This is a genomic window from bacterium, from assembly GCA_030647555.1.
Classification (GTDB): Bacteria; Patescibacteriota; Andersenbacteria; order UBA10190; family CAIZMI01; genus CAIZMI01.
Genome location: JAUSJG010000008.1, coordinates 1 through 13,530, shown reverse-complemented (window position 1 = coordinate 13,530; position 13,530 = coordinate 1). Strand labels below are relative to the sequence as shown.

General features: G+C 42.5%; 13 protein-coding genes and 1 tRNA gene. 2 read left to right on the top strand and 12 right to left on the bottom strand.

Features of this window, described 5'->3' with window-relative positions; all coding sequences use genetic code 11:
* Positions 1-2 precede the first annotated feature (2 nt).
* Together Q7S57_02155 and Q7S57_02150 are read left to right on the top strand one after the other, a co-directional pair.
* Positions 3-275, top strand: a complete 273-nt coding sequence (locus Q7S57_02155) for an STAS-like domain-containing protein (GenBank protein ID MDO8512049.1) — start codon at positions 3-5, stop codon at positions 273-275.
* Between the two features lie 2 nt (positions 276-277).
* On the top strand, positions 278-733 hold the full coding sequence (locus Q7S57_02150; GenBank protein MDO8512048.1) for an NUDIX domain-containing protein: 456 nt from the start codon (positions 278-280) through the stop codon (positions 731-733).
* Positions 734-870: 137 nt separating this feature from the next.
* Here Q7S57_02150 and Q7S57_02145 read toward each other — a convergent pair whose 3' ends face one another.
* The 12 genes from Q7S57_02145 to Q7S57_02090 form a co-directional block, all read right to left on the bottom strand.
* Positions 871-2,781: a hypothetical protein gene (locus tag Q7S57_02145; GenBank protein ID MDO8512047.1), complete on the bottom strand. Its 1,911-nt coding sequence runs from the start codon at positions 2,779-2,781 to the stop codon at positions 871-873.
* Positions 2,782-3,092: 311 nt separating this feature from the next.
* Complete coding sequence (locus tag Q7S57_02140; protein MDO8512046.1) at positions 3,093-4,961, bottom strand: penicillin-binding protein 2; 1,869 nt, start codon at positions 4,959-4,961, stop codon at positions 3,093-3,095.
* A 185-nt stretch (positions 4,962-5,146) separates the two neighbouring features.
* Complete coding sequence (locus Q7S57_02135; protein ID MDO8512045.1) at positions 5,147-5,581, bottom strand: hypothetical protein; 435 nt, start codon at positions 5,579-5,581, stop codon at positions 5,147-5,149.
* A 4-nt stretch (positions 5,582-5,585) separates the two neighbouring features.
* On the bottom strand, positions 5,586-6,572 hold the full coding sequence (mraW, locus tag Q7S57_02130) for a 16S rRNA (cytosine(1402)-N(4))-methyltransferase (GenBank protein MDO8512044.1): 987 nt from the start codon (positions 6,570-6,572) through the stop codon (positions 5,586-5,588).
* Between the two features lie 11 nt (positions 6,573-6,583).
* Entirely contained in the window at positions 6,584-7,114 is a 531-nt protein-coding gene (gene mraZ / locus Q7S57_02125; protein MDO8512043.1) for a division/cell wall cluster transcriptional repressor MraZ, read from the bottom strand.
* Between the two features lie 100 nt (positions 7,115-7,214).
* Entirely contained in the window at positions 7,215-7,913 is a 699-nt protein-coding gene (locus Q7S57_02120; protein MDO8512042.1) for a coenzyme F420-0:L-glutamate ligase, read from the bottom strand.
* A gap of 159 nt (positions 7,914-8,072) precedes the next feature.
* Positions 8,073-8,555, bottom strand: coding sequence for a hypothetical protein (locus tag Q7S57_02115; protein ID MDO8512041.1), 483 nt, complete (start codon positions 8,553-8,555; stop codon positions 8,073-8,075).
* A gap of 17 nt (positions 8,556-8,572) precedes the next feature.
* Positions 8,573-9,637 carry a hypothetical protein gene (locus Q7S57_02110; GenBank protein ID MDO8512040.1) on the bottom strand — a complete coding sequence of 355 codons (1,065 nt, stop codon included), beginning with the start codon at positions 9,635-9,637 and terminating at the stop codon, positions 8,573-8,575.
* Between the two features lie 60 nt (positions 9,638-9,697).
* On the bottom strand, positions 9,698-10,258 hold the full coding sequence (locus Q7S57_02105; GenBank protein ID MDO8512039.1) for a hypothetical protein: 561 nt from the start codon (positions 10,256-10,258) through the stop codon (positions 9,698-9,700).
* Between the two features lie 399 nt (positions 10,259-10,657).
* Positions 10,658-12,379: a hypothetical protein gene (locus tag Q7S57_02100; protein MDO8512038.1), complete on the bottom strand. Its 1,722-nt coding sequence runs from the start codon at positions 12,377-12,379 to the stop codon at positions 10,658-10,660.
* 64 nt (positions 12,380-12,443) lie between these two features.
* Positions 12,444-13,292, bottom strand: coding sequence for a DUF3850 domain-containing protein (locus tag Q7S57_02095; GenBank protein MDO8512037.1), 849 nt, complete (start codon positions 13,290-13,292; stop codon positions 12,444-12,446).
* A gap of 79 nt (positions 13,293-13,371) precedes the next feature.
* Positions 13,372-13,443 (bottom strand) — tRNA-Val (locus Q7S57_02090).
* Positions 13,444-13,530: the final 87 nt, after the last annotated feature.

Below are 13,530 nucleotides of genomic sequence, written 5' to 3'. Positions count from 1 at the left end.
TTATGCGTATCGATATGAGTAAATTTGGCAAGTTTTTGATTTCGCGACCGGCTGGCCGCGAAGCGCTATTGGCCGCGCAAGCATACACAATCCCAAAAGATACAAAAGAACAAATTGAACTTGATTTTAGCCAAGTAACCGTTATTACTCCGTCGTGGGCTGATGAGTTTTTTCACGGTCTGGAAGAAACTTATGGAAAGGGAAAAATCAATATCGTTCCTTCAGAAAATCCGAATGTCCGTTTGGTTATCGAATCTATACAAAAACAGAAATAGTAATGAAGGAGTACAAGGGTTTTGCCCCCAATGAAATATTTGATCTAATTTTGGAATGGGCTGTTATTCCCACCTTTGATCTTATTATTGAATACGGCGATGAAGGAGTAATTTTGGTAAAGCGAAAAATCGCTCCATACAAAAATCAATGGGCACTCCCTGGTTTGCGGATGTTAAAGGGAGAAAGTATAGATGCCACACTTACAAGAATCGCCCAACAAGAGGTTGGTTTAAATATCAATCCAAAAGATAAAATAATGCTCAGTCAGTTTGTAGGCAAATTTAATACGGAAAATAATAGACAAGATTTATCAACCGGGTATCTAATAAAAGTATCGGATGGAAATCCGATAGTTTTGAACAAGAATCATTTCTCAGCTTATTCTGTGATAAAACAAATACCTACCAGCAATATCGGTGCTATGTATAAATACTACTTAGAATTATACAAAAAGTAATTATCCGAGTGACAAACTGATATCGTTTTATTGCGGGAGCACGGGGACGTGCTCCCCTACGAATCATCTGCCAAATACAAAAAACCGCATAGTTCCAAAGAACCATGCGGGTCAAACTACTAACCTACTACGACTGACTACAGAAGCGTTACGACTTCCAACGCGATCGGCATTTCCAGCGCGAGTGCCGTTTCGACCGATCCTTTGATCACGGTTTTGCGAATCTCAACCAAAGTCTTGAGCAATTCGTCGCGCTGTGCACGCACGTCGAAATACTTTTCCGCTTGCTCGTGAGTCAAGGTGCCATTCCAACCCTTCCCCGGCATTCCCATGACAATCAGTTCGGGAGTGGCGTCCGAGCAATCTTCTTCGTCTCCGATGGAAGGACAGGTACCATCAAGCGCGTAAAGGAGCACTTCTTCTCGATCTGCGCTTTTCATCGTTTCTGGACCGGGAATGATCTCGTCCAATTTCGCTCGCAATGATCTGTTGGCCTCGAGGCGTAAAGCTGCCTCATCCACACAGTTGAAGTGCTGGCCAAGCGCGGCGGCAACGCCGAACGCTTGCCTTTCTATTGCCAGATCGAAGGCTTCGGGAGCAAGCTCTCCCAATTCCGCCAACACTGTTTTTTTCAACGCGCTATAAGGCCCTGAAAAACATTGACATAAACCAACCGAGGTTAGAGAACAAAGTACGCGTACAATCTGCGCCGTTAACGCCACTCTTCCCCGCGCCAACAAATCCGTGAGTTCGCGCAGGAAAAAACTGGCGTCATCTTTACTAAACAAGCCAAGCCGTCCCAGTTGAACAAACATCTCTAACGAAAGTACTCTTGGATCCTCGTTGCACAACTGTCGCCAGCAGAATTCGAGACGTTTGTGAAGCGCGAAGTGAGCTTTCGACAAAGACAGTCCGTACTGCAAACGCGCGGAACCGGCCACGGCCACAAAAACCTGATTGTTCAAATTATGTTCCGCGTGCCGTTCCAGCCAATCGATAAACTCTTGGCAAACTTGCTCGATGGTCCATCCGCATTCCTGCAGATAATCGACCAACCAATCGAGCTGTTGGTACGTTTCCAACGTTCCACGGTAACCATCATCCAATGACGGTAAAACTTGCTGTGTTAACGGGCCAAGATCACCGACAAAAAAGTGAAAACGTGCTTGCCAAATTTCGACCTGAAAAGCCAACGAATTGTTTTCCAGATTCCGCTGACCGACCGGCCAAAGTTCCCGCGCCGTCGCAGTAGTTCCCACTACATTCCAATAGTTGGCAGGACTTTCTTCACCGCGCGGATCGTGTTTGACGGTATTTTCCAACACAGCCTTTACGATCTCCATTGCGACAACGCGACAAGTTTCAGTCAAACCGGCCTTTTCCAACATCGGCACCAAGCTGACTAACCGAATTGAAAGTTCTGATTCTGATTTTTGTTCTTGGTCATCAAGAGGGAAAAATCCTTTCCCAATTTCCCTCCGAAAAACAAACACCACACTGGAAATTGCAGAACCGCTCTTTTCTTGACAAAACTCATCGCCAAGCGGATTTGCAATTCTTACTTGACCCACAGAAAGCCAACAAAAAGCCGTGCCATTCGTAGCCAGTTCAAGCAAGAACTCGGCCGCTTCTTTCGCGTAACCGTTCTTCAGTAACAGCTCAAACTTCTTGCGAACATCAGTCAAACCAACAATACTCTGCAATACTCGAGTGTCCATGATTTCTCCTCGGTGGGCCTGCTCCGTGGCGGATAATTCCGCCCGTGCTCGCGCCATGCTTGAGATAAATAGATCCAGGGCTTCTAGGCCATAGTCACGGCGGATCACCGCCATGCATCTTGCTGCCTCGGGTTGTCGACGAGACAACCCCTTAAGCCCCTGCGCCAAACGCAAAACCTCCCTCGGCTTAAGACTTTCGTCCCGCGCCCAACAAACAAGCCGTGCATCGTCCAACGCCCGGAGTGCCCTTTTTTGCAACTCCGGAAGCGTCAAAACACGCTCCGTGCCTGCCATATCGCACCTCTCTTTCAGTTGTGAAAGGATCTTCATACTCCGCCACCATAGCGGACTTTAGAGTATATTATTTGGCATTTCCAAAGTCAAGAACATAAACAACAAAACAAACACCGTGCACAATTAGAAAAAGCGTATAGTATTTAGTGTATGGTATATGGAATTATTGTCCGATGTTGTTTTGTAAAGTTCCGACCAATGATTAGTCAACCGCAAAAAATTATCTTACCACCAAACATTGTAAATCCATATACTATATACTAAATACCATATACAAATCTGAACTCAGAAAGAGCTCTTATTAAAAAAGGTGCTCATAAAAATTACACCACCTTCTCCCGACACCCTCACCGCGTCGGTGGCACCATATAGTAGTTCAAAAGCTTGCTCGCTAAATCATGAAACATTGGTGCTGCGGTTCCAGAAGCAAAACTTAAACCTTTCGGATTATCAAGAATAATTAGCACCGCAAATTTGGGCTTATCGGCCGGCGCGAACCCAAAAAAGGAAATAATTTTCTTATCGGCGGAATAACGCCCCGTTTCCGATTCCACCACTTGCGCAGTCCCGGTTTTACCGCCCACATAATATCCTTTTACTTTTGCCAACGCACCCACGCCATTTTCAACAACAGAAGTCATCATTGCCGAAACTTTCGTTGCGGATTCAGGAGAAACAACCTGTCGAATCAGCTTTACTTGCGTTTTATCAACATTACCATTGGAGTAACGAATTTCTTTGATAATATGCGGTTCCAAAAGTTGTCCCCCGTTTATTACCGCCATTGCCGAAACCAACATCTGCATCGGAGTAACCACGACGCCTTGTCCAAAACTGATTGTATCGAGTTTTACTTCCGACCAAGTATCCGGAAGTGGTAAAGCGCGAGCCGCCTCTCCAGTGAGCGGCAAACCTGTTTTATCGCCGATCCCGAAATGACGCAATCCTTCAAAAAGTTTTTCCGCACCGATTTTTTGCGCCACCCAAACCATTCCGACGTTATTTGATTGCTCGAGAATTTGAGTCATCGTTATCACCCCCAAATGCTTACCGTTAAAAGTATTAATTATATATTTTCCAACTTTCAAGGCACCCGCATCATTCATCGTCGTGTTAGGGGTAACCAAGCCCAAATCGATGGCAATCGACATAATTAACGGCTTAAAAATAGACCCGGGTTCAAAAACATCAAGAATTGCATTGTTGCGCATAACACTTATATCACGAACATCCCCAAAATAATTTGGATCAAATGTCGGATAATTTGCAATTGCCTTTATTTCTCCCGTGTAAGGATCCGCAACAATAATACTGGCCTTTTCCGCGCTAAATTTATCGCGCCCCTGCTTCGCGACACTTTCCGCGTAGGTTTGAACAATTCGATCAATTGTCAACACGATGTCCGCCCCGTCCTCTGCCGGTTTAAGGTCCATACTGCTTACGGAAATTAAACGCCCAATCACGTCCCGTTCCGACGCCATAAAACCGGAACGACCTTGTAAAACATCATTCATTGCCCCTTCAATTCCATATTCTCCCTTAATTCCTATTCCTTCTTGACGCACATAACCCAATACTTGCGCCGCTAAAGTTTCTTCCGGATAATATCGATCGTAAAATTTTTCAAAGCGAATTTCCGGCAAATTCAAATTTTTTAAATCCTGAATCAGTTGATCGTCGAATCTTTGATAAGAGGCAATTAACGGCTCGTACGGATCTTTCGGATTACTCAATTTGTTACGTAATCGGTTCTGAATATCCTGCTTAGCCTGCTCATCTTGTTTTAACTTTTCCTCTCCTATTAAAATTTTCCGATCCTTATTTCTTGTTTCAATTTCCCCTAACGTATTCTGACCGGAATCGTCTAATAATTTTTCGCGTCTCGCCACTTCCCGCTGATCATAACGCATCAATATCTCTGATAATATGCCTACGGTATAATCCAAATTTTTAATCACGCGCGGTTCTACGTACGCGGACTCTGCTTGCCTGGTGGTCGCCACAGAGAATGGTTCCACGCCGTCTTTTTCCGACAACAGGATACTTCCGCGTCGCGGTAATAGATCTGACGTTCGTGTTCGTTGATTTTCTGCCAATGAAGTATACTTTGCCGATTGTAAAATCTGTAAATACCCTAAACGCAAAAAAAGCGCCGTAAAAACCACAAAAACAAATAGGAATAAAAGGAAAAACCGATCACCCTTTCGTTTGATCATATTTTTATCGCGTTTTAAGGGAGTCTCACGCATCAATTTATTATAGCAAGTTAACTGTCAACAAATCAGGGACCGTCCCTGACCTGCCCCTCGTAGCTTTACCGTGTCACGCCGTAGCTTTATGCAAAGGGTGAGCGAAGTGGGGACGTCAGGGTCGGTCACTGATAGACGCAGTTGTGAACGATTTATAATCCACTTGCTTGTCCCGAATACGCGACCAAATTGTTATTAGAAATCGGGCTGGTGTATAAAACTTTATCAGAAGCCACCAACTGCAACTTTTTTGCCCCTCGCTCGATAGATTGCAATGATTGCAAATCAGCGGCTTGCATTTCCAAATCTCGTCGTTCGTCTTGCAATTTGACAATTTGTTTTTCCAATGATGTTGTATCATATCCACCCACCGCCGAACTCGTCACCTGAAAAATATAGAGAAAGCCCGCGACAACTATTATCGACAATATTCCCAATCCGGAGAGAAATATTCCCATAGTCGAACCTCGCTGTGAAGAATACTGGTCTTTTGTGTTTTTATTATGCGCCAATAATGCCGACACGCGACGCGGTGTTGCTTTTCCAGAACCGTACTTATTGTGATTATTGATGGAATAGATTGTCATTTGTTTATTTGGATTTTTCTAAAATTCTTAGTTTTGCGCTACGACTCCAGGCGTTGGCGCGAACTTCTTGAAACGTCGGCTTAATTGGATGTTTGGTCAGAAGCGTAAAGTTTTCACTTTGTGCCGCCTGCCTAAACACCTGCTTTACAATGCGATCTTCTCCGGAGTGAAAAGAGATAATTGCCAATCGCCCACCATCTGCCAAAATCGCTAATGATTTCTTGATGGCAATTTGCAACGTTTCGTATTCCCTATTCACTGCGATCCGCAATGCCTGAAAAGTTTTAGTCGCAATATGGATACGCCCGTGTCTCTTTCCTCCGGGATAGGCTCGCAAGACAATTTGGACCAACTGCGGAACGGAATCGATATCGCCGTTACGGCGCTCTTGCACAATTCCCGCAGCAATCCGTTCGGAGAATGCTTCTTCGCCGTAGCTTTGAATCAATTCTGCCAATTCATCCTCGTGCAAATTATTCAGCAAATCCTTCGCGGTATAAGCTGGAATTTTTCGCGCGATTCGTTTTAGATAAATCGCCGTCGGTTCCGGAAGCGCGATCGTCCCCGTGGGATCAAACTGCATATCCAATGCTCCTTGATTTTTGAAAGAGAAACCTCGTTCGGCTTGGAGATGATGAGTTGACATTCCCAAGTCGAAAAGAATTCCCGTCGCGAACCCCCAGCCCACCTGCTTAACCACTTCGTCCACATTCGCAAACGTGTTGTGTGCAAATAACACGCGGTCGCCAAATGCTACGAGTTCTTTTTTGGCACGCACTTGTCCTTCCGTATCCAAGTCGATACCAATCAATTTTGATGATTCATCGCTCGCGGTAAGCAGAGCTTTGGCGTGTCCCCCGTCCCCCAAAGTGCCATCAACGTAACGCGCCTTTGGTTGAACCAAAGACTTAAGGATTTCTTGCAAAAATATCGGTTGATGCAAGATACGGTCAGTGCGACCCAAACTTTGCGTATTAAGATCTAACGCCATTGTTTATATTTTTATACTTCGTTTTGAAAGAGCTCGATTGCTTCAGCAATTTCCTCGCTGTGCTGTTCCGCATCCTTGGTGTATCTGGCCCATTCGGCTTCGTCCCAAATTTCCAGACGATCTTGCACACCGGCCACCACCACATTCTTTGTTAACCCGCCAAACGTTCTCAAATAATCCGGCAACACCACTCTGCCCTGACCGTCAATTTTGCTATCCATCGCACCGGCCAACATCAAACGGGCAAACGCACGATTGTTCTTTTGATTCATGGGCAAATTGCCAATTCTACCGGCCATTTTTTCCCACATCGCTTGGGTGTAAACGAACAAACAATGGTCTAATCCACGGGTTACCACGATTCCCTGTGCCAATTCCTTCCGAAACTTTGTTGGAAGAGCCAAACGTCCTTTTTCATCAATACTATGGTGATATTCGCCGATAAACATCTTGGCTTTTGAAAAGTTATCCACTGTTTTCCCCACTTTTCCCCACTTTTTTCCACCTACAACCAATATACACCAAAAAGTTCCCCTTTTCAAGGGAACGGGTAATCAAAGCCACGCAAACCAGGGTTGAACCTTGGACAGTCTTGTCCAAGGTTCAACCCTGGTCGGTAGTTATTTACTTAATTTGTCTACTTCAACACTTTCTAATTATACAAAGTGGTGTTTGCTCTGTTGTCTGTCCCAGTGGATTGTCTTTAAATAGTTCACGAATTAGCTCTATGTTCATTCCCTCTGAAGCACCCAACACTTGCACACCAATATCATTAGCATCGATAATCGCTACGCCAACTTTTAGCAATTCGGCTAACTTTTGTGCGACATTTTCCGGATCCTTCGGTGCTAATTTTGCGTATTCGTTGTAGGGCGGAAGTGTGTAAGGCGTTGGGCCATCAATCGCGTTGATATTTTTCCCGGCCACGCGGTAAAACACACCGCGCACGCCAAACGGTTTTGTAATAGCCGAAGCAAGGGCGGCGAAAAGAATACGTGGTGCCCCCGCCTCACGCAGAGCCAATTCCATTGTCCACGGACTTCCCAATCCGATTCCCCACTTTGGTTTAAAAACAAATTTTACCAACAATTTTGCCAGCCAGGACGGCTTAATATCCTTAATTGGATATGAACGACCCTGGGTAATCGCCACCACTTTTTCCGAAATCGCCACCATGTCACCCGTCTGAAGCAGGTGAGCCAAATACTGTTTTACAACCGCTTCAATATCATCCGTTGGTTTTACGACGTGAGTTTTAATCGGAAAACGAAGATAATTTACCCCCGCCACAACTTTTTCCAATTTTTTGCCTTCATTTGGCTGCAATGTATTTTCGGTCATAGAAAAAGAATAAAGCTAAATATAGAAAATGGCGAATGCTAAAATTTCCTCAAAATAAACGAGTTCGGACATTAAAACTGTTCCTTCCGCAGACAGAACTGTTTTAATGTCCGAACTCGTCTAAATTTAACTGATATTACAATTACTTTTTTACTGTTATTACTCCGGAATATTTACATTGTATTGCTGAACGCGACTTGGCTCATCCGTTGCCACTTTCGCCACCAAAAACATCATGGCAACGGCCATCAAAATTGCAATAACAACACCAACAATAGCAAGAATGACTCCCCACTTTGCCCACTTTTTCTGCACTGTTTTGAAATGTTCAACGCTATCCCATTTCTTCGCTTTCCAGGCCCATTCGTTACCCTTGATACCCAACATTATCACCATCACTAAAGCGATAATTCCCCCGATAACAGGAATAAATGAAAGCAAAACTAGTAATCCAATCCAAACCTGGTTACCAATCGCCCAAATCCAGCTCAAAAGAAATGCTCCCCAATTCCAATGATTTAATTCCGCGGGAAACGGTCCGTTTGGACCATCAACACCACTTGCGCCTGCCGGATTAACCCCAACTGGCACTTGCGCGGTAACAGGTGGCTGTACCGGAACTTGCTCTTGATTATTTTCCATCGTTTTGTTATTAAAAATTAATTAATAAATTTTTGAGCTTGAATATAGTATAGCGCACGATAAACCAAAGTGGTAAAAATCGACATATACGCGGTGACAAAACCTCTAATAATAAATAAAACGACAAACAAAATAGTTCCAAAAATAATCCCAAAAATTACCGCGCCAACTACACCCGCCAATCCATAAATACCAAATCCGACAAGTGCCAAAATTGTGCCGACAATCAACAAGGAAAGAACAATCACTAGTCCCATCGCAAAACCGATTCCAATCATAATAATCCAGCTAATTAGCACATCACGCCACTGACTCTTCACCAAAAGATGCGCTTTCTTTAACGCCTCAATCGGACCAAAATTTCCCAAAACAATGATTTGCGCGATAAACAAATAAAGTACCCCTAAATATAGGCATGACACCAAAAATGCGATAAACAAAACTACGCCAATCAGCACAATCACAACGGTTGAAACCGTGTTATTTAGCAATATCGCGATACCAATCAGTGCCCCGCAAATCGCCAAAAAAAACAGGACATAAGCCGAGTACAACAACCCCGCGCCAAAAATACGCCAAAAATACTTTTTTCCTTCATTGAGCGCTTTTTTGAAACCCATTTTTTCACCCGTTGTTTCTAACTTATCCACAGCCAATATCAACCCCGCTCTGGCGGAAGTACCAAAATACAGAATTATTAGTCCGACAACAATACCTAGCAATACACACAAACCGATTATTGTAATCACCGCTGAAGTAAGAACTGGTCCATTACCACACTTGTCACCCAAGGATTTATCACCCAAATCGCGAGTTATGCACTTACTTTTCTGTACAGCATCCCCCAAAATGCGCCCAGCACTTGCCATTGAAAGATCCATGTTTTGATTTACTGGACTAGTTGTCGGCAAAGTTTCAATTACAGCAGGCGTAGGTTGAGCAGATTGATAACTAGAAGGAAAATTAAAAGAAGGTATTCCCCCGCCACCCGACACTAATCCTGCGAGGATCCCCAATCCCCACAAAAACTTGTTGTTTTTAAGAATCTCCCAGCTACGCCTTAAAATTTGACTGTAGTTCATACGGATATTATAACACAAACAAGAATGCGCTATTTATACAATACCAATATTTTGAGATATCTATAATTTGTAATTACTCCGTGAAACATCTTTTATTACTTGATAGGCACGATCTAAATCAATTGCCGCATCGTTGAATTGTCGTGGGTTATCAACAAATTTTCTAGCGTTACCATGCTCATTAATTTTGTACATCATCTGATATATATCCCTACACAAAACACTTAAAAATTCTGCATCAACTTTTTTTGGATCAATTTGCTCTTGTTTAAAACTAGTGAGCCAATTTGTAAGAGTTTCTACCATAATTCCTTCATTATAGGTCTCACCACTTCCTCTTTGCTTCTCTGTTGCCATTTTTTGCAAATCCTTCATGTTATCCAGAGAAACAAGACCACGACTAATTTTCTCTTTCATCCTATCAATCACTGTATATAACAGACCAAATCCTCTGTTTGTCATATCCAATTCGCCCGACGTCATCTGTTTTATAAATTTTTCATCTCTTTTAGAGGTGGAAAAATTCATTTTATATCTCCAGCCATATGCAAGACTATCTGCATAAGCTTTCTGAAACTCTGGACCTTGTAATTTTTCCACCAACCCAAGTGAAGCCTGCAAAACAGGGTCATACGCAATAGTGGGATACCAACAAAACAGAATTATCGCAACATTAAAGAAAACGACGTCGTTGTCCCCCTCCTTTTTCAAAGTTGCACGCGCTTCGGCGGTGTTACTCTGATGAGCAAAGGGCGAGGGTGGATTAAGTTAAGAAGTTGAGATGTTCTTATTTTTACAATCCCTCCTCACCTCCCTTTGAAAAAGGGAGGAATCGCTACGACGTTTGCTCTAAATGACCCACTATTGCGTATGACCCGCAAAACATCCTCCCCAAAAGGCCTCTCTCTTAACTCACCATCTTCTAAGTTTCGTTTTATCATCCCGGTTTCTTCCGGCTCAATTGGTAATACCCTTGGAGCACGTTCTGACATAAAATTGCATGTCTTAAAAATAAATTAATTATTTTTTACCTTGTATGCTTTGCAGTAATTTAGCACAAATATCCTCGAAATACAACTTATATCCCGCAAAATTTCTACGTGCCACTTCCGAATCTCCAACAATATCTTCGATATTTTGCATTTTCTTATCATATTCCGTCTCTATTTTATTTTGATTTTCCACTAAAAACTGCTCGAGTTGCTTCTTTTTTTCTTCAGATAGATTACTTGCAATTCCGTCAATAAACTGACTAATAACTTCTTCTGAAAAATCACCTCTTCCCAATTCTTCCATTGTCCCAATAATGGGTTTTAAGTGGGCACCAACAAGCAAAATCTGCCTGTACAACTTCAACTCTCGCTCTTTTATCCAATCTTCTCTCGTGCCTTGACCATCTTTTAACCATTGCGGTTCATTATTAGGATCTGCCAAATACTCATCCACATTATAAGCACCATCAAAATCACAAATTTCCGCGGCAAATGTAATGTCTTGTTTGTGGTCTCGCATTGCGCCTTGCACTAATCGATTTTCAAGAAGTATAGCAACTTGTTGACCAAGCAATTTTGCAAACTCTTCAACAAACTCCCTATCCCCCAATTCTCGTCCAAATTCTTCCGATAGTATCTTTTTTGAAGTTTCGATAATCTGCGCGAGCCCCTCTTTATCTCCGCGCAACTTTTCAGCGTCATCCACGCGCCAAACGTTACGAAAAGCCCTAATACTTTGTCCTAAAACAAAACCTTTATTATGTTTTTTCGCTTCATAAGATAAAAGTATTATTTCTTTTTGTTTATCACCCATAACAACATCTTGACGTTCGACAAAATCCTTCAGCATCTCACCGTTCGAATCTCCTTCTTCATCATTTTCCGGCACTGGCAAATTGTGTTCTTGACAGAATTCCCGGGAAAACTTTATTGTTTTTAAAATTTTGGGCATCCGCAGACCATATTGTTCGAACTGCTTGCTCTTTTCAGCCTCACGCAAAAGATTTTTGTAAAATGATGTACCGCGAAATCTCACCGACTCCTTGCCACCCGGAAACTTAATCATCATTAACGGCGAAAAATCTACCTTTTCACCAACAATATAATCGACACTACCGTCCGCTTCGGCGAGATTTTGCTCTATTCCTCCACCAACAAGAGAATCAACACCTTTCCACTGAATAAAGTTATAGTCCCGACCTTCTAATTGCGTCCTTCCCTCAATAAAGACTGCTCTTCCCATTCCCCTTGTCGCTTTTACGCAAAGAGGTAACCCTTCAACCACGGCTCCACCAATATATAAAGAACCAATAAAATCACCGCTTCCATATGGAGAGAGAACGGCACTATTTTCAAAAACTATTCCTGGACGAGCAGACACTTTTTCTTGCCTAAGAGGTACGCCAAGCGAATTTTCTAAAACCACCTTCTCAATCTGTAAATCAACAAATTGTTCCCGTTTTTCCAAGCCCCGCTCTTGCAACGTAGCAACTTCATTTTGCATTTTTAAATCAAGTTGCCGTTGAGACTCTGTAGATAAGCTCATTCCTCCGGATAAACGAGCATATTGTTGCCGAACTACTTCTGTCTGCGACTTCACATCTTGACCACCTAATCCGTCAAAATTAGCTAGTTTATTTTTTATTTCATTAAGACGTTCCATGCTTAAATAATCGAGTGTTTTCAACTCATGCGGGTCACTTGTTATTGTCTCCTTATTCATAACTGTTTCACCTTCTTTTTCAATCATAACAAAATATTAACTACGCTTGATAATTTGACTTTTGGCTGTAGTTCATGAACTTATTATAACACTATAACTTCCTGACAATAAAGTGAAAAATATGCCAATGCTTTGACGTGCCGTTGGCGGTTTTGTCGTCTTTTTCTTCTTCGTCAAACAAAATAACTTCCATGTCGGAAAGCAATTTTTCGACCTGTTCTTTGGTGTGAAAAGTCATCTTTTTATCATTACTCCATTCATCATGAACACCGAAAAACTGCCCGCAAAATATCCCACCTTTTACTAATGAACCTTTGATTTTTGCAAAAACAACGTCAAAACTTTCCGGCGGATTAAATGGCAAAGCATACATGGCAGAAGCGATATCGTATTCGTTTTTGGGAAAATCAAAATCCTCAAAAGATGAGACAAAATAATGAAGATTATCGGATTTTATCGCCTCCGCTTCTTTTGTTATTAAATCTGATTTATCAACTACGGTTACATCAAAACCCTGCTCTAACAAATATCGTGTATCTTTCAATGCACCTCCGCCAACATCAATTGCCTTACTCTTTTGGGCAACATATCCTAGGGATTTAACGAGAAGTTTTGAAGGCGGATTGTTTCCTGTGATCCGAAAATACTCCGACCAGTCTTTATTTTTACCGCCTTTTGGTTCAAATTGAATAACCTGAAACCCGTATTTTTCAACTTCTTCCACCGACCAAAAAGTTTGACTCTTGGTTTTAATAATATAGGTTGCGACAACTTCAATTTTTCGTCCAGTATACTCTTTTTTATCTTTATCCCACTCCTCCAAAACCAAAGTGTCGCCTTCATTCACTTCAAAATCCGCCAGACGCAACTCAAATTTTTTCTTGCCCGCAATAATCTGTTCAAAATATTCCGACCAAACTTTTTTGTGAATTGTTGCCATGATTGTGAAGTCTGTTAATTACATTAGAATAATTTGCTTCGCGGGTAATATGGTTTCGCAAAGCGAAACAAATCTCGAGTGGGCGCAGAAGGTATCGAACCTTCGACCTTTGCAATGTGAATGCAACGCTCTACCACTGAGCTATGCGCCCTTAGTTATTATTGTACTATTCGCTTTTTAAATTTGCATCTCATTGGTATCGCCCGCCACATCGGCGGGTCCGCCTGAAGGCGGAAAC